This is a genomic window from Deltaproteobacteria bacterium (genome assembly GCA_026388415.1).
Taxonomy (GTDB): domain Bacteria; phylum Desulfobacterota; class Syntrophia; order Syntrophales; family JACQWR01; genus JAPLJV01.
In genome coordinates this window covers 22,694-40,295 of record JAPLJV010000035.1, presented here as the reverse complement: position 1 = coordinate 40,295, position 17,602 = coordinate 22,694, and the positions used below count along the sequence as shown (strand labels likewise).

Sequence of the window (17,602 nt, the reverse complement as noted above, 5' to 3'; positions counted from 1 at the left end):
TCAACCAGGCCGCTCACTACATAGTCCTCTAAACGTGATTCCTCAATACCGCCACGGCTCAGCGCCAGCACTTCCAATTGATGGGTCCGGAGGTGTTGTGAATCCATAACTCGTCGGAGACTGCCGGATATTTCAGCGTCTCCAAGGACAGCGTAAAGGGTTTGAATCCCGACTTCACCTCTCCTTTCGGCGTCACAAGAATACGCGGGATGGTGATGGACTGCTCGGTGATCAATTCCACCGTCTTGGCCACCACGGCGGCAATGTCCGGCTTCTCCGTCACCCCCTCCAATTCCAGTTGCGCTGGCTGACGTTGTTCCTCCACCGCTTTGACAATGGCCGCCTGAATCTCCGGCTTCTTCAGATGGTTCATGTCTGGCAGCATTTGCGGCTGGCTTTCCAGCTTGCGAATAACATCCCAGGCAATATTCGCCACTTGCTGCTCTTCCGGCTTCGTGAAAACAGGCGCCTGGTCTTGCCCGGCCATCTTTGTGCTGCCCGTCACCTGCTGCGGCTTAACTCCCAATTGCGTCGCCAGGTGCGTCTGCGACACCACCGTGACCATCTTCTGGCCCAGCTCTGCCTCGTCCAGCACGACCGCCTGCAACCGGATCGCCGAATCGGGCCGATTGGCCTCATCAATGATCTCCTGGAACTTGTCATGGGCAACGATGTTAAGGCGGTCAACGGCCATGACACCGGTTCGCTTGCCGTAGGGCAGGCGAAGCCCCCGGCCGATGGACTGCTCGATGAGGGTGCGGGCATTGGCCGCCCGGAGAGGCACGATGGTATAGAGGTTGGTAACGTCCCAGCCTTCCTTGAGCATGTTGACGTGAATGACAATCTCCGTCGGCTCGGAAGTCGCTTCAACCTTGAGCAGGCGTTCGATCATTTCTTCCTCTTCGCTACCGGTTCTGCTTGAATCTACTTGAATGACCTTGTCCCGGTATCCCCCCGCAAAGAAAGCGTCTGACTTGATCAATTGCATCAACTGACCCGCATGGGTCGTGTCGCGGGCGATTACGAGCAGGAAAGGCTTTACGATCGGGTTGCCGCTTTCCCTGGCGTATGTTTCAAGTTCCACCTTCACGCTCTCATGCAGCCGGACACCGTCCTCTAACTTCAGACGTTCGATTTCCTCATGAGACATGCCTGCGGGGTTGAAATTCTTGCGGGTTACTACGGCTGGTTCCTTGACGAAGCCGTCGGCCATCGCCCTGCCCAGCGGGTAGTCGTAGATCACGTTCTTGAACTGTACCGGCCCGCGGTTCGTCTCCACAAAGGGCGTGGCGGTCAATTCCAAGCCCAGAATCGGCTTCAGCTCGTTGATGGCCCGCACCCCGGCGCTGGCCCGGTAGCGGTGCGATTCGTCCATGAGCAGCACCAGGTCCGGCAGGCCCGAAAGGTAATCGAAATAGCTCTGCCCGATATATTCAGAAAGGCGCTTGATGCGGGGCGATTTGCCGCCGCGTACCTCGGAGTTGATCTTGGAGATGTTGAAGATATTGATCTTGCAGCGGATGAGTTCGTCAAACAGCGTCCGCGCCCGCAATTCATAGGTATCACCGGTGATGATCTCCGGAGCATCCGTCGCAAACTCCGCGATTCCCTTGAACACGTATTTCGGTGTGTTGGGCGTGAAATCGGCAATAAGCTTGTTGTAAATGGTCAGGTTCGGCGCCAGGACAAAGAAGTTGTTGACGCCGTGGGCCAGGTGCAGGTAGCTGATGAAGGCACCCATGAGCCGTGTCTTCCCCACGCCAGTAGCGAGAGCAAAGCACAGCGACGGAAACTCTCGCTCAAAATCTACCACTGACGGGAACTCGCTTTGAATAGCCGCAAGCTGGTCAGCCGTATCTGTGTTCTTGCCTGGTGGTGCAATTTCCGTAATGCGGTCAAGAATTTCCAGGGACCGGCGCTGCGGTGGGCGCAGGCTCAACCTGCCGGCAATGGCGTTTACGTGACGGTTCATTCCCCACCCTCCTCCTCGAAAAGTTCCTGTTGCCCAAGTTTGGGCGGTGCAGCCGGTAGATTCTCCACCCTCAGCGAATAATCGTCATGGCCCCACTCGCAACGGGAAAGAACCTGCCGGGGGATCTTCTTTACCGTCAGACTCGGGTAATCCCCCCGACCGCGGAAAGCGGTGCAGAGGACCAGGAGCGAGCGGTCCGGCCCAACCTCGTCGGATAGTTGCTGAAGCTGCTCATGGGTCAATTTGGCTGTCGTCACATAGATGAAATCCCGCTCCGTTGAGCGGCCGTGCTGCCAATAGACCGAATCGCTGGGCGCATAGGTGAAGCCCTCCAGTTTGCAGAGCGCCTCCGTCAGCATGGCGGCATTGTAGGTCTTGTTGATGACCCAGTTGTCCCACTTGTCCTTTTCCAGCAGTGACGGCGCAAGGTGGTAGTAGCGGAAACCGCCGCCGCCCTTCCAGTTGACGCTTTTCGTTATGCCGCCGGGGTCCTCACCATCGATCACCTTCTTTAAGCGAGGAATGATATGCGTATGGCAATGCGCGCCCAGTTCCACCATAATCCATCGTCTCCCCATCTTGTGCGCCACTGCGCCGGTCGTACCGGAACCGGCAAAGGAGTCGAGGACGAGATCGCCGGGGTTGGTAGCGATATGAATCACTCTATGAATGAGTCTTTCAGGTTTAGGTGTTGCAAACACGTCCTCAGAGTTAAATTTCATAACTTCTTTTTTTGCTTCTTGTGTATGCCCTACGTCATCATAATTCCAAATCGTTTGCGGAATCCGAAACTGGAATACGTCTGTTAAAAATCTCTTATGACGGGGTGTCCCATTCCCATCTTTACCCCACCAAATTTTCCCCTCCATATCGAGTTCTTTAAGCTTTTCATAAGCTATAGACCAGTATAGTCCCTTTGGAGGTCCTTCAATTATTCTGCCACTTGGGCAGGTTATTGAATACATCCCTTTACTGTAATAATTTCTTGCAGATATTGCAACTGACTGCCATGGGCCACGAGGATCATTATCAGGATTCTTGTAATCAGCGTCCTGCTTTTGAGTCCTTGGTAAAGGATTTATTTTCAACTTGTCAGCATCTTTAGCATAGACAGAAATATAGTCGTGATCTGTGGAAAAGAACTTTGCAGTACCCTTTATTGTAAATCCCTTCTGCCAGATTACAGTGTTAATAAAGTTCTTTCTCCCAAAAATTTCATCACAAAGCACCTTTAAGTAATGGGCCTCATTATCATCAATTGAAATCCACAGCGAACCATCCTCCGCCAATAGCCTGCGAATAATCTCCAGCCGGTCGCGCATCAGCGACAGCCAGATGGAATGCTCCAGGCCGTCGTCATAGTGGGTAAAGGCGCTGCCGGTGTTGTAGGGCGGATCGATGGACGCGCACTTGACCTTGCCGGTAAACTCCGCTTCCAAAGCTTTCAGCGCCAGCAGGTTGTCCCCGAAGATCAGCCGGTTGTCGAAAATGTCCTTCCCCGTTACCCGGTGTTTGGCATGATAGGACCTCTCCTGCTCCTCCAGCAGAATCCGCGGCTCCAGCCTCGGCCTATTCTCCTTGCCTATCCATGTAAGTTCGAGCTTTGTCGATTTCACCATATAAGTATCCTATCGTTCCTAATAACCTGTTTTACGCATTCTCCACGTACTTTGAAAACAAAGCTCGGAACCCCTGCTCGACGTTCTCATAATCTACACTAGTAGGTATTTCCCCACTTACGAGGTCTTTAAGGAAGGAAGTGAACCTCCGCCCCTTCTCATATTCGGTATTGGCTTGCTCTTGAGTTATCTCCTTGGGTGTGGCATGTACCTCTCCAGTTTTTCCCAATTCAACATATAAAGACCGCTGCTTCACTCGGTCCTGCCTTCCTTCAGAAACGCTTAAGGCCGTCTCTTCATAACTTGGATCTTCCGCCCATACCCATGTATTTGATTCCCATCGTCCAATCTTTTCATGGCGGAGGATAAACATAGAATCATTTACTCTTGCTGGAATATCCAACCGTTTGTTTTCTAATATAAAACTGTTAATTCTATTTATGAATTCATTATCATCCGTAAGAAAGTCAATTACAACGCACAATAATTGTTTACATCTGTGATCACGTGTTGCTCGAAAAATTAGAGGATTCCAAGGAATTACTTTTATAGATACTAAAAATAACATAAATCCTTTGGCACACTCCTCTTGAGCGATCATGGATAGAAAATATCTTGTTGATGGTGGATCTTCAAATTCCAAAAGTTCAGCCTCATTAAGAAGCCGTTGGCTATTCTCCAAACATAATTTGGCTGATTTAGTGAATCTATCCTTTATTTCTGGCATATTTCCTACGAGACACCTTACGTCTATGCTGCCTTTCTACGGATGAGACACTCGTCGGCTACCCCCGAACCTGCGGTTAATTATTCTGTCTTCCTTCGGTTACGAATCTGTTTCACAAGCTGTTTTGTGGCATCAATCTCTGCCTTAAAGTCATCTGGTGAGGGAACTGCAGCATGCTTACCCGCTGGATCGTGGGCCTCGGTTACGTCATTGCAACGCTTCACAAGCCGCTGCAACTCTTTGCACTCACTCTCTTGGAAACCTACCACACGATCAAGTTTTTTGACATCAATGTATGACCGATACCGAAATACCACATCTGCCAAGATCTCTTTCTCGACGATTCGTTCTAAAGTGGCTCGAAGCCAGCTATAGGCCTGCCTGATAGACTGGATATTGTCTTCATTCGGAGCATGGTTCCAATCTTTTGCAATTGCTCTTTGTTCCTTTTCCAGCTTGTCGAAGCGGTCATCTGCCGATTTCCAGTCCCAGGGCAGTCCTTTGATACACTGCCCTGGTCTGCCACTATTCCATTCGAGGTAGAAGGGCTCCAAGGGAACCTCGTTATCATTTGCATAAATCTTTAAATCATTCAAAAAAACTACATCATGCGTAAATACAATAACCTGCCTGACCTTACCTTCTTTAACAAGACGTGCTGCAGTCTTCTCGCGGTACCGATGGTCAAATGACGAAACGGGGTCGTCAAATACAAGTGCAGATTGATGCGAAGCCTGTGACAACTCGGCTAAGAACGCGGCAAGAGCTATACAGCGATTTTCTCCCTCGCTGGCAATATCCCTGACAGTGCAAGTTGCATTAGAATCAAGCCGTACGCCAAATCTCATCTCTCCCTTTTTTCCTTTGATTTCCTCAAGCTTCACGGATATCGTGCTCAGTCCTAATTCCTTGGCTTCATCCTTGAACCGCTGGCAAAAGGTATCCGTCACGATCTGCTTGGTCAAATCGCTATTTTTTGTTGTTATTTGGGTGGTTAAAGTGTCTCTTTGGCACGTTCCTAATTTTACGACTTGTTTGTATCTATCAATTTGAGTGAGTACATCGGTTTTCACACCCGAAAGCCAATCGTGGGCCGCTAATTCATCGCGTTCTGTTACCAGCTTTTTGCGAATTTCGGGATCTTCAGCCGATTCCTCTGTATTTGCACGTTCTTCCAGACTGGTTGCTATCGCAGTGATATCATCTGCCAGTCCTGGACGCGGCAATGCCACCTCTGCGTCCGCACGTAGTGGGATGCCCTCAACATTTTTGGGCGGCGATAAGGGAATCAGCGCAGGTTCTTCCCATACACCACCTTTCAAATTGTTCTTTATCGTTGTCAGACATTCATCGGCTTTTTTGACAAACTCACTTATGTTATTTGTTTCGGTTTTTGTTACTGCTACCAAATCGGCCTGGACCTTAATATATTCAGGATCGAGAACCTCCATCTTCTGAATCTTTTCAAAGGCTTCTTTCAATCTTCTTCGAGCCTGTTCTGCAAGTTTCTGACTCTGATCTTTGCAGAAAGCATCAAATGCTTGAAGGCGATCAATGGCAGGTGGCTCAAGATTTTGTTGACAAAGGACACACCGTGCTCCATCGGCAGTTACAGGGAAAGCTTGGTTTTTGTATGCCGAAGAAACCGAAAATGATCTTGCGGCCTCCCACAAGCTGCGCCATAGTTCTTCGCCAGTGCCAGAAAGATAAGACACATCAAAATGGCCAGTTGCAAATGACTTCGCAACTTTTTCAGCTTCCTTGGCATCCTCAACCAGTTTGTGGATGTCTGATATTTGCGTTACGGAGAGGTTAGTATAAGTTTCCGCTATCTTCCCTGCAAAGATATTTAATCGTGCTGCGGCTGCACGAGTTTCTTTCGCTTTTTGCTTTGGGTCTGACTTAAGTGCTTCGGCAAGATCCTTTAAACGGTTATTTTGCCGTTCATCAAGTCCAGATAATGCTTCTACATGGCTTGGCTTCGTATCTGCGCTCAATCCATCAAGAAGCTTTCCTACAGAAGTGGTTGCATTGTACTTCCAGTTTTTTGCTGCCGCTTCAATGTCAGCTTTAACGCGGTCAATGTCCTGCTTGATCAGTTGGCTTATCGAATCACAAACATTGGACAACTTCGGCAACACATCTAAGCCGTTAGGGGTGAATACTGCCGGGCTATCCTGTTCCAGATAGTGCTCTGCCGTATGTGTATCGAAGACGAACACGTTGGATAGGCGAGGATCGGACGGTGTTCCGTCTTGCCAAAGTAATGGATAATCTGTGCCCGCAATACGGCAGACAACGGTACCTGATGGCGGATTGGTGGGTACGGCTGCAAACGCATTGGGACGAATTTCCGGGAGTGCTCCACGCGTGCGACACATCTTTTTGATAACGCGAGCATAGCCAGACTTGCCCGTGCCATTATCTCCGTATATGAGTGTCAAACTTGGACCCGTTCCAAACGGAATAGTCTGATCAGATGGAAGACGATTTACATTTTGCAGGTTGCCGATTGATACAAGTGTTACTGATGCCTCTGAGCCAGACTTCGGTGGAATGAGGGATTCGTCAAGGACTTCTGCTTTCGCAATTGATTCTGTAACCTGCAGTATCCCATGCTTGGCACGACAGAGCTGGTTCAATTCCTTGATATCACCTGCATCCAGGGCATCTTTGATGATTATACGTCGAAGTGCATCCCGCTGCCACTCGGGTCGGCTGGCAGACCATTTGAGAATTTCATGGAGGGCTGAGATTGGCTTTTGTTTTATCAGAGCTTCCATTTTGACATCCTCGCTATTTTTGTCCTGCTTATGTCACTGTTTCCGTTCAAGACATAAATGCATGCCCAATCTAAATTGGAGGTATTAGATTGGACATGCAATACGCTATTCTTCTTTGCATTCAAGCAGTTTTACAATTGCTATCAAATTATGCCGCCTTTGAGAAAAAAATATAACGACAGAAAAAGCTTGACATCCTAAAATCAATTCGTCAGAATAACATCAATCCGGTCATCCGGAGGTGGATGGCGAAGCCATCGGGCCCGTAAGGGCCTTTTTTATTGCGATCTTCAAATAAATTTCTTTCCAAAGCAGCGCTGACCTTCCTGGTCATATTTGCTTTCAAGAATCTTGATGACCTTTTCACCGAAAGGGAAAACACTTCCCTTGAACAAGCCCTGTTCCCTCAGAATTTCATTGCGGCTGGAGTGCGCAATCAAATCACAAAGCTGAAGGCCGGCAATGTTGTTTGCTTTTATTTTGACCTTCAATTGACGGCTTGTCAAGCAGGCCTGAAACTGATCGGGAGCAACGAAATCCGTTCCATTTTCCCAAAGCCCCTCGAAGGAGTCTTTCAACCGTCTATCCTCCTTGCCGCCACGTGATTCTGCCATAGCATCGCCACATGCATCATTTCGTTTCAGGAAGAATACAAATCGCTCCAGCAGGACAGCCAGGCAGTAGTGGTAGGGATCGAAACGCCACACAGAATAAGTTTCCTTGTGTTTTTTCTTGTCAAGGCAGACAGAGATCACCTTGTATTGCCAATCCCTCATAAGGTGAAGGAGGTCCTTGTCAAAAGCCTTCCTGATGGCAGGATCGGCCAAACTTTCAAAGGGATGTCGATTGTTGAACATTTCCTTACGGTGAAAAATAATTGGTTCATCAGGGTGTGCTTGAAAATATCGATGTTTGATTTCCTCCATTTGCGGATGCACCGTGGAGGCGGCATATCCAAGCTCGATGATCACGCCCGTGAGACTTAGAAATTGATGATTAGGATTTTCCGAGCTGTCCAGGTCAGGATTACCGACTTCGTCAATATAAATCCGATATTTCATCGTTTTCCCTTATGCGACCTCACGTTTTCCCTTTATGGCGCCCTCAGCTTTACTTCACTTGAAACCGGAATAACCTTCCAAGCCTCTATAAATACAGATTGTTTCTACTTCATAAAGCTATATACCGTGCGCTCTATGACCTTAGCGCCCAGTGAATCGTGAAGAGTTGCTGAATCGTCTCTTTTTGTTGCAGTTTACCTTCAATCTGCGCAATCAGCGCCTCTCGCTGCCGATCCACATCGTCCTGGGCGTCAAACAACGACCGTCGCTTCTGGTTGCGCTGGGCCTCCAGGGCCTTGATCTGCTTTTGCCCGGCTAACTTCTCCTCCAGGGTCAGCGCGGCGGTGGCGGCCCGGCGCGCCTCCTTGATCTGGCGGTCCAGCTCCTTGATTTCCCTCTCCAGGCCGACTTTCAGATCATCGGCCCAGCCATCGAGTTTTTCCGCTTCGGCCTCGAAAAAGCGGGCATTGCGCGCGGAAATCTCTTTTTGAATATTGGACTGGCGCTGTCGTGTAGAGTCAGTCAAAATTTCAATCCGGGATGGCTCTGCTACATAACCGGTAACCTGACCAGGTATGCTGAGGAGGCGAGCGGCAGTTTCTTCATTCAGCATGATATCTTGCTCGGTCATGGCTGAAACTATAAGATAATCCTCCGCTTGATCAAGAGATTCGATAGTGAAAAGCGACGCCGTAAGCCAACCTGTCTGGCCAATAAAGGATTCCAGTACGGAGACCTTACCATCATGTTTAGCATAGTCAAAGTTAATTTCGGCGGGTCTTAATTCCCGGCTTTTTGCCCGGTCTAACAGCGCCTCGGCAAGGGGGTGGTTTCGACGATACAGACGGGCCTCCCCGGAGCGGCGCGGCAATTCATAGAGACCTAAGGGTATTTGATCTGCCTTTTCGGGAAAAGGCTGGGTTTTCAGTCTAAAGGCCGCATCGGCCAGAAACTCGGCATGGCCGTTCAGCTCATGCCGGGTGAACTGCATGAGCTGACGCTCGAAATGATTAAGGAAAGCCTTGGAGGCCTCATCGCGGATTCTGAGTTTTTCTCTTACCTCATCATCAAAGTTCTCCAGCAATTCCTGGCGCGTGTGGGTCATGGCCTCGTTGATTTCCATGCTGAGTTCGAGCTGCAGCTGGTCGAAAGCGCTTTGAATCTCCTCGGGTTTACGGCAGCGCTGATAGATGGCGGCAATGCGTTTTTCGAAATCCACACCAGACTCTATGGCGCCGAGCACCTCATCACTGGCGCCGAACACCCCCTCGAAGAGTTTGAATTTTTCGGACAGAAGTTGAAATACCCGCTGATCGGCGGCGTTTTTGCGATTGAGGAAGTTGACCACTACCACATCGTGTTGCTGGCCGTAACGGTGGCAGCGTCCGATGCGTTGTTCGACGCGTTGAGGGTTCCAGGGCAGATCGTAGTTCACGACGAGGGAGCTGAACTGGAGATTGATGCCTTCGGCGCCGGCTTCGGTGGCAATCATGATGCGGCCCTGCTCGCGGAAATAATCAACCAGCGCTGAACACAGATCGGCGGTGCGTGATCCGCTGACGCGGTCTGTACCCTGGTGGCGGGCAAGCCAGTCGGTGTAAATCTGCCGGGAACGTTCGTCTGAGTTGGAGCCATTGAACAGGACAATGCCTTCGGAAAAAGGACTGTCTGCAAGCAGGCGCAACAGGTAACTCTGGGTACGGCGCGATTCGGTGAAGATGACGGCTTTTTGGGCAGCGCCGATCTCGGTCGCCTTGGCAAAGGCAATTTCCAGCGCCTGCAACAGAGACTTTCCCTTGGCATTGTGTTGGATAGATGTGGCAAGCCGGGCAAACGCGTCGAGGTCGGCTATTTCCTTCTCGATAGCCGCACGGTCTTCCCTGGAGAGCGTTTGTTCAGGTTCATCTTCGGTCCATTCATCGGTCGTTTCGTCGAGGGCTTCATAATCCTGCTCAAGCTCTTCTTCAAGCGATTCTGGCGATTCTTCTTTGCGGAGCTTGGCTTTCAGCCGATTGGAAATTGAAATCAAGGCGCCCGCAATGGCAAATGTGGAAGAGGCCAGCAGTTTGCGCAGAACCAGTGTCATCAGGGAGCGCTGGCTTGTCGGCATGGCTTGCAGATTATCGCGTTGCAAATATTCCGAAACCAGGTGGTAGAGGTTGTCTTCGCTTTCTTCCGGCGTGAACTCCTGGACCAGGGGCAAACGCTTGGTGAACTTGATGTACGGCAACACCTGGCGTCGCAGAGTGCGATGACAGACGGGCCGGAGCCGTGCCTTGAGAGTTTGGAATACCTGCTCTTGATTGAGGTTGGCAAACTGTTCGCGGAAACTCTTCAGGTCTCCGAACGTGTGTTCGTCAATGAAGCTGACCAGGCCAAACAGCTCCAGCAGTGAATTCTGCAGAGGAGTGGCCGTAAGGAGTAGTTTGTCCTTACCGGCCAGGGCCAGTTTGAGCGTATTGGCAATAACATTGGACGGTTTATAGACGTTGCGCAGGCGGTGCGCCTCGTCAATGACCACCAGATCCCAGGGGATGGCATGGACATCGCTCGCCTTGTTCCTGGCAAAATGGTACGAGCAGATGATGATCTCCGGCGCCTCAAAGGGACGGAAGCGGCCCTGTTTTACAGCATCATTGTACGATTTGGACTCCAGCAGTCGGCAAGGCAAGAAAAATTTGTCAGTCAGCTCCTGATACCACTGCTTGCGCAAATTGGATGGTGTAATGACAAGAATACGCCGCTTATGTTCGGCCCACTTCTGCGAAAGCACAAGGCCAGCCTCGATGGTTTTACCCAAACCCACTTCGTCGGCAAGTAACGCGCCTTTGGAGAGCGGCGATTTGAATGCAAAGAGTGCGGCATCTATCTGATGAGGATTAAGATCAACCTGCGCATCAACGAGAGCGGCAGTAATTTTCTCCGTGCTGTCTGGAGGAAATCGGCGGGTTAGCTCGTAAGCTATATATTTTGCCTGATAGTCAGTGATTGTCAAAGGTTCAGCTATCCCCTTTAGCTATTATCTCATAATCATTCGATGATCTACTCCTACACAATCAAAATATGAAAGGTCACATATCAGATATAAATTAGCTTTCATTAATCAATATCTATTCATAATCAACGCTTCTTCTCGATTAGCACGGACCAGTAGTCGTCTATCCTCGTTTGTTCTGAAATTTGGTGTCCTTCTTCGGCCACCGAGCGTGGGACATTGGCGATCGGCTCCCCGTCATCGAGAAAGACCCGGAGCAACTGACCACTTTTCAGTTTGGCCAGCTCCATCTTAGTCTTCACGAAGTTCATCGGGCAGACTACGCCGCGCAGGTCCTTAAACGCCGGAATCTGCTCCTCAGGCTTGATGGTGTCGAATTGTATGGTCATTTATTCCCTTTGATATTCAGGATAATGCTAACTCCGTTAGTCCAAATCACAAACCGCCTGTTCCCCGTCCATCAGGGTCGTGATGGCAGGCTGATCACCGCATACGGGACATTGAGCATTACGACGGATCTCTACTTTCCGGAAGAGCATGGTCTTGGCGTCGAAGGTGAGCAGGGCATCGGCCAGCAGCGTGCCGGTTTTGGTGATGAATTTCAAAGCTTCAGCCGCTTGGATGGTCCCCAGTATCCCGGCCACAACGCCCAGCACGCCAGCCTGCGAACAGCTCGGCGTCGAACCGCGGGGCGGTGCAACAGGGAAGATGCACCGGTAACAGGCCGACTGTCCGGGAAGAAAGGTCATGGTCTGGCCGTGGAAGCGCAATATCCCCCCGTGGGAAAATGGTTTGCCGGCCATTACGCAGGCATCATTGATGAGGAATTTAGTGGCAAAATTATCCGCTGCGTCAATGACAAAATCGTAATCGGCGATGATTGGTCCTATGTTGGCGGCCTGGATATATTCGCAATATGTTTTGACAGTAATATCAGGATTGATGGCCCGCATTTTTTCCGCCGCCGATTCCACCTTCGGGCGGTCGAGATCGCTGGTAAAGTGGATTACCTGCCGTTGCAAATTCGAAAGCTCCACCCGGTCGGCATCGGCTATCCCGATTGTGCCCACACCGGCGGCGGCCAGATAGAGGGCGGCAGGAGATCCCAAGCCGCCCATGCCGATAATCAGTACCTTGCCTGACTGAATTGCATGCTGCCCTTCAATGCCGATATCCGACAAGATGATGTGCCGGCTGTATCTTTCCAACTGTGCTTCTGTAAAATCAATCATAACGTTTTCGTGTAACATATTTCACCCATTACCAGACTTTTCCGCTGCCCGGCTGTCCCGGTTCGATAATCCGCTCCACTTTACCTTCCAAGGAAGCGGTGCAAATCCATTGCCATGAAGCCGGCGATCTTCCGTTCAACTGCGAGCGCCTGGGTTTTGTTTTGGAGGATCCGGTGGCGTATCTCCTCTGTGGCGGCGTATCGCTGGATGAGGTCATGCACCCGTTCCTCAATGGTCACAATAGTGTCGTGCAGCACGCGCTTATCGGCGTAGTATACGATCTCCCGCTCCTCAAGCCTTCCCTCAAGATTAAAATTATGAATTATGACGTGCTGCTCCACAATTTCAGCGGCGCTTCGGAATCCCAGCTCCCTCAAAAGCGCTCCGCCGGATTCATCATGACGCTCCTTTGTTTCCAGAGACTTGGTCTTGGCGATGTCGTGCAGGAGCGCGGCCGCAAGCACCAAGTCCCTGTTTACGGATACACCGCTTCTCAGATTGTCCACGATCGCCAGGGCAACACGCATGACCTCCCGGGAATGCTTCACGATGTTTGGCAGCATGGAATATTGCACCATGAGTGCATCGCATTCCGCCCGGGAAGGTATCCTGTCGTCCGTAATCTTTGTCATTTTTCTTCTCCGGAGAGACCTCGCCTGATTCTAAAGCGGCGCCAGAACTCTTATCCTGACAAGCTGCACATAATCCTTGACCGTTTCCCGATAGCTCTGCATGTGGGGCGCCATCAGATGAATCTTCAAGGCGTCAATATCTGACCAGCGCTCAGTAATGGTAATGGTGTCTTCCTTGATCGGCTCCTGAACCGGTATGTCCGTGATTACATCGGCTGCCGGAACGTATTCTACACACCCTTTTTCAGATCTTACCAGCGGAATAATCTTGTTGAGTTCTTGCAGATATAAAGCCCGCTTTCCTGCCGCCAGATCAACCGTCGCGATAACGTAAATCATGCCGCACCTCTCTTTCATTTTATGCAGACGCTGAGCATCTCGATCAGGTCGGTCTCACCCCGGACGATTTTCTCCACGCCGCACTGCAGAAGGGTCTGGCAGGCGGAAGGCCCTTTGAGGTCCATATTATTGCTCTCGTCATGCGATGTTTCATTTGGTTCTGTCATAAGCGATGCCCGCCCCGATTCATGTTATTCATTTCTCCCCGGCAACAAGTCCGTCCAATATACAGCACCGCCATTTTCTTTCCCAATGTTTTTTATTCCTTTTGTTTCAATCAACCAGGAATAATTACTTATTGCCTCTCTTGTTGATAATATTCGCCATGTCCCGACCCTCGAAAAACTTTTCGATGGCGCCCGCGAGGGCAGTGTTGATCTGCTTTGCCAGCATTTCCTCGGAAAAGAGGACATGATCGAGAGACGTACTGCTGTCTGCTGTAAAGGTATGGAAGATTTTACCCGTGACCGTATCGGCAAAATAGATGGTTAGTTTCACCTTCGCCTGGTACTTTGTGACGGTAAGCGAGTTCTGGCAGACGACATCAAGTTCGTCTATGCTGCCGCCGACGATAATCGGTCCCCATCCTTTATTGATGCCCGCTTCCTGGAGATCCCACGCCGGGCTTTCCGTGGCTACCCGGTAGCCGGCCTGCCGGAAAAACTCCTTGATCGGCTCCGTGACGGCCTGGGAAGGCTTGACAAACTTGGGCAGGACGCGAATCTGCTCACCATTCGGTTTAATGACCCGGCCGATCAGCATGTTGTCTGCTATCTTCCGCGCGTCCTGGAAAGCGGCTACCGTCAGAGCGATGGGTTGTGTAACCCCCTGCGTCTTGGGGAAGCTCCGGGTAGGGACATACTTCATGTCAACGCTGTACAGGGCTGGCGCGCATCCCACCAGCATTATCGCCACGATAACTACGCACCACATTTGATATCCCGTTTGATATCCGAACCACTTCCGGGAATGCCGGTGCTTCATCCCGCATCTAAAGTATTCCGTTAAGTCTGCCATCGCTAAGCCCTCCTTGTCGTTTTAATCATGTGTATTAATGCTAATTATTTGATTTTAAACTCTCTTCTCTTCCAAATCAGATATATGGAAGGATATACCGTCAGTTCGAGGAGTTCAGAGGTAATGACACCACCGATCATGGGCGCGGCGATCCGCTTCATCACGTCGGAACCGGCGCCATTACTGAACATGATCGGAATCAGACCGGCGAGAATGACTCCCACGGTCATGAGCTTCGGCCTTACCCGCTTAACTGCCCCGTGCAAAATTGCGTCCTTCAAATCTTCAATATTGTTCAGCCTCCCTTCTTTTTTCCACTGGTCGTGGGCCAGGTCCAGATAGAGGAGCATGATGACCCCCGTCTCGGCATCCAATCCCGCCAGGGCTATCATCCCCACCCAGACGGCGATGCTCATGTTGTAATTTAGCAGGTAGAGGAACCAGTAGGAACCGACGAGGGAGAAGGGGACGGCCAGAAAGACAATCACCGTCTTGGTGATGGAATTGGTGTTGATAAAGATGAGCACAAAGATCAGCAGGGCCGTGAGCGGGATAACCACCTTTAACCGGGCATGCGTCTTCACCAGATTCTCGTACTCGCCGCTCCACTGCAAACGGTAGCCGTCGGGTATATTCACCGTTGCCACCTTTTTCTTGGCTTCATCCACGTAACCGCCCATGTCCCGACCGGAAAAATCCACATAGACGTAAGACGACAGCATGCCCTCCTCACTCTTGATCGCCGTCGGGCCCTTGACGATCCTGATATCCGCCAACTGCCCCATAGGCACCTGGACGAGGCCCCGGGAAGCTCCGGCAGCAGAGCCGCCCACCCCTTCCCCACCGGCAGGCGAGGCAGACATCGTCACTGGCACCAGCACCCGCTTCAGTTTATCTATATCGTTTCTCAGTTCCCGCGCATACCTCACATTCACGGGATAGCGCTGCCTTCCCTCAACAGTAGTCGTCAGATTCATCCCGCCCACGGCCGCCTGAATGACCTCTTGCACCGTATCCACAGAGAGGCCATAGCGGGCAATCTCCTCGCGTTTGATATCGAAATCGAGGAAGTATCCCGTCGTTACCCGTTCCGCATAGGCGCTCCGGGTGCCGGGAACATCCTTTACTGCTTGCTCGATATCTTTCCCGATCCTCTCCAGTTCGTCGAGGCGCGGTCCGAGCACCTTTATCCCCACGGGTGTCCTGATGCCGGTAGAGAGCATGTCTATCCGCGCCTTGATCGGCATGGTGAAGGAGTTGGCCACACCGGGTATGGAAAGGGCATCATTCATCTCGCTCTTCAGGGCCTCCACGGTCATCCCCTGACGCCACTCCGATTCCGGCTTGAGGTTAATAACCGTCTCAAACATCTCGAGCGGCGCCGGATCGGTGGCTGTTTCCGCCCGCCCTCCCTTGCCGAATACCTGGGCCACTTCGGGGATCTTCTTCAAGATGCTGTCCTGAAGTTTGAGTAATTGGGACACCTCAGTGATAGAAGCAGCCGGCACCGTCACGGGCATGTAAAAAAGCGTGCCTTCGTAGAGGGGCGGCATGAATTCCGAACCCAGTTTCATGATCGGATAAACGGTCAAGGCCATGATAATTACCGCCGCGACAATGACGGCTTTCGGATATTTCAGGGCAAAGGCGACCCGAGGCCGGTAGAGCTTGCCGAGGAAAACGATGATGGGATTCTTATCCTCCGGCTGAATCTTCCCGCGCAGAAAAAGAGTCATGAGCATGGGAGTCAATGTAACAGCCAGAAATGAAGCGAAGAGCATGGCAAAGGTCTTCGTATAGGCCAGGGGTTTAAAGAGCCTTCCCGCCTGTCCCTGCAAGGTAAAAACAGGCAGAAAACCAACGCTGATGACGAGGAGCGCAAAGAAAAGCGACGGTCCCACCTCTTTGGCGGCCTCGATGATAACATCCGTCCGGTTGCCGGGCTTGCCCTGTTCCTCCCATTCCTCCAGTCTTTTATGAGCATTTTCCACCATGATGATCGAGGCGTCCACCATGGCGCCGATGGCGATGGCAATCCCGCTCAAGCTCATGATGTTGGACGTGATTCCCAGGTAATACATGCAGATGAAAGAGATGATGATCGCGATGGGCAACGTCAGAATGACTACGAGGGCGCTGGGCAGATGGAAGAGAAACACTATGCAGACAACACTGACGGCGATCGTCAGCTTGATGATCTCATCCTTAAGGGTATCCACGGACCGCGAAATCAGGTCGGAGCGGTCATAGGTGGTGACGATCTCCACCCCCTGGGGCAGGCTGGGGGCGATATCATTCTTGATCCGCTCCTTGACCCGTTCGATAACGTCAAGGACATTCTGGCCGAACCGCACCACGACGATTCCCGCCGCCACTTCGCCCTTGCCGTCCAGCTCCGCAATGCCTCGTCTTATCTCCGGGCCGAGCCGCACCGTTGCCAAATCCTTCAGCAGCACGGGAGTTCCCTGGCCGTTCGTGCCGACGGCAATGCCCTCCAGGTCCTTCAACCCTTTAATGTAGCCGCGTCCTCTGATCATGTATTCGACGCCGGAAAATTCCAGAACCCGGCCTTCCACGTCGCGGTTGCTCTTTTTGACGGCCTCCAGCACCGCCATGAGCGGAATGTTGTAAGCAAGAAGCCGGTTAGGATCAATAGTGATCTGGTACTGTTTGACGAATCCTCCCAAACTCGCGACCTGGGAGACCCCAGGCACGCTTTCAATTGCCAATTTCAGGTTGTAGTCCTGCAGGGTACGGAGTTGAGAGAGGTCATGGTTCCCCGTCTTGTCAACCAGGGCATAGGAAAAGCCCCAGCCGACGCTCGTGGCATCGGGGCCCAGCACCGGATTGACATCCGTGGGAATCTTGGCCTTCACGGCCTGCAGATATTCCAGCACCCGGCTTCTGGCCCAGTAGATGTCGGTGCCTTCGTCGAAAATGACATAGATGAAGGAACTGCCGAGGAAGGAGAACCCCCGGACAAACTGGACCTTCGGCGCCGCGAGCAGCGTGGAGGAGATGGGATAGGTAATCTGGTCTTCCACCAGGTCGGGGCTGCGGCCTGACCATTCCGTATAGATGATGACCTGCGTATCACTCAGGTCGGGAATGGCATCCAGCGGGGTTTTCTGCAAGGCCCAGTATCCCCAGATGGCCAGGGACGCAATCAGCAGGAATATGATGAATTTATTCCGTGCACTGTATTCGATTATTTTTGCAATCATC

The 17,602-nt window shown here is 51.4% G+C and carries 12 protein-coding genes and 1 pseudogene; all 13 read right to left on the bottom strand.

All coding sequences use genetic code 11. The features are described 5' to 3' along the window. Nucleotides 1–1,972 (bottom strand): annotated as a pseudogene (locus NT140_07545) (DEAD/DEAH box helicase family protein). After that, the gene (locus NT140_07540) at nt 1,969–3,591 is read right to left on the bottom strand and encodes a site-specific DNA-methyltransferase (protein MCX5831727.1); all 1,623 of its coding nucleotides are present in this window, start codon (nt 3,589–3,591) and stop codon (nt 1,969–1,971) included. Before NT140_07540 ends, NT140_07545 begins: the two are co-directional and overlap by 4 nt. Before the next feature lie 31 nt (nt 3,592–3,622). Next, nucleotides 3,623–4,318, bottom strand: coding sequence for an AbiV family abortive infection protein (locus NT140_07535; protein MCX5831726.1), 696 nt, complete (start codon nt 4,316–4,318; stop codon nt 3,623–3,625). Between the two features lie 80 nt (nt 4,319–4,398). Beyond that, the gene (locus tag NT140_07530; GenBank protein MCX5831725.1) at nt 4,399–7,101 is read right to left on the bottom strand and encodes an AAA family ATPase; all 2,703 of its coding nucleotides are present in this window, start codon (nt 7,099–7,101) and stop codon (nt 4,399–4,401) included. 290 nt (nt 7,102–7,391) lie between these two features. Continuing rightward, on the bottom strand, nt 7,392–8,162 hold the full coding sequence (locus NT140_07525) for a DUF3800 domain-containing protein (GenBank protein ID MCX5831724.1): 771 nt from the start codon (nt 8,160–8,162) through the stop codon (nt 7,392–7,394). Between the two features lie 133 nt (nt 8,163–8,295). Further along, entirely contained in the window at nt 8,296–11,151 is a 2,856-nt protein-coding gene (locus NT140_07520) for an SNF2-related protein (GenBank protein MCX5831723.1), read from the bottom strand. Between the two features lie 131 nt (nt 11,152–11,282). Continuing rightward, on the bottom strand, nt 11,283–11,546 hold the full coding sequence (locus NT140_07515; GenBank protein ID MCX5831722.1) for a sulfurtransferase TusA family protein: 264 nt from the start codon (nt 11,544–11,546) through the stop codon (nt 11,283–11,285). 36 nt (nt 11,547–11,582) lie between these two features. Next, entirely contained in the window at nt 11,583–12,407 is an 825-nt protein-coding gene (locus tag NT140_07510) for a HesA/MoeB/ThiF family protein (protein ID MCX5831721.1), read from the bottom strand. A gap of 62 nt (nt 12,408–12,469) precedes the next feature. Further along, nucleotides 12,470–13,021, bottom strand: coding sequence for an HDIG domain-containing protein (locus tag NT140_07505; protein MCX5831720.1), 552 nt, complete (start codon nt 13,019–13,021; stop codon nt 12,470–12,472). A 30-nt stretch (nt 13,022–13,051) separates the two neighbouring features. Continuing rightward, on the bottom strand, nt 13,052–13,360 hold the full coding sequence (locus NT140_07500) for a putative quinol monooxygenase (GenBank protein MCX5831719.1): 309 nt from the start codon (nt 13,358–13,360) through the stop codon (nt 13,052–13,054). Between the two features lie 14 nt (nt 13,361–13,374). After that, entirely contained in the window at nt 13,375–13,527 is a 153-nt protein-coding gene (locus NT140_07495; protein ID MCX5831718.1) for a hypothetical protein, read from the bottom strand. Between the two features lie 124 nt (nt 13,528–13,651). Beyond that, a complete protein-coding gene (locus NT140_07490) occupies nt 13,652–14,377 on the bottom strand; it encodes a hypothetical protein (protein ID MCX5831717.1) in 726 nt (241 codons plus the stop codon). 44 nt (nt 14,378–14,421) lie between these two features. Next, the gene (locus NT140_07485; protein MCX5831716.1) at nt 14,422–17,601 is read right to left on the bottom strand and encodes a CusA/CzcA family heavy metal efflux RND transporter; all 3,180 of its coding nucleotides are present in this window, start codon (nt 17,599–17,601) and stop codon (nt 14,422–14,424) included. Nucleotide 17,602 lies beyond the last annotated feature (1 nt).

Excerpts from the sequence above, each read along its gene's own strand:
- NT140_07500 (MCX5831719.1), bottom strand. The coding sequence starts at position 13,360 with ATGATTTACGTTATCGCGACGGTTGATCTGGCGGCAGGAAAGCGGGCT.
- NT140_07485 (MCX5831716.1), bottom strand. The coding sequence starts at position 17,601 with ATGATTGCAAAAATAATCGAATACAGTGCACGGAATAAATTCATCATA.
- NT140_07530 (MCX5831725.1), bottom strand. The coding sequence starts at position 7,101 with ATGGAAGCTCTGATAAAACAAAAGCCAATCTCAGCCCTCCATGAAATT.
- NT140_07525 (MCX5831724.1), bottom strand. The coding sequence starts at position 8,162 with ATGAAATATCGGATTTATATTGACGAAGTCGGTAATCCTGACCTGGAC.
- NT140_07490 (MCX5831717.1), bottom strand. The coding sequence starts at position 14,377 with ATGGCAGACTTAACGGAATACTTTAGATGCGGGATGAAGCACCGGCAT.
- NT140_07495 (MCX5831718.1), bottom strand. The coding sequence starts at position 13,527 with ATGACAGAACCAAATGAAACATCGCATGACGAGAGCAATAATATGGAC.
- NT140_07510 (MCX5831721.1), bottom strand. The coding sequence starts at position 12,407 with ATGTTACACGAAAACGTTATGATTGATTTTACAGAAGCACAGTTGGAA.
- NT140_07535 (MCX5831726.1), bottom strand. The coding sequence starts at position 4,318 with ATGCCAGAAATAAAGGATAGATTCACTAAATCAGCCAAATTATGTTTG.
- NT140_07505 (MCX5831720.1), bottom strand. The coding sequence starts at position 13,021 with ATGACAAAGATTACGGACGACAGGATACCTTCCCGGGCGGAATGCGAT.
- NT140_07540 (MCX5831727.1), bottom strand. The coding sequence starts at position 3,591 with ATGGTGAAATCGACAAAGCTCGAACTTACATGGATAGGCAAGGAGAAT.
- NT140_07515 (MCX5831722.1), bottom strand. The coding sequence starts at position 11,546 with ATGACCATACAATTCGACACCATCAAGCCTGAGGAGCAGATTCCGGCG.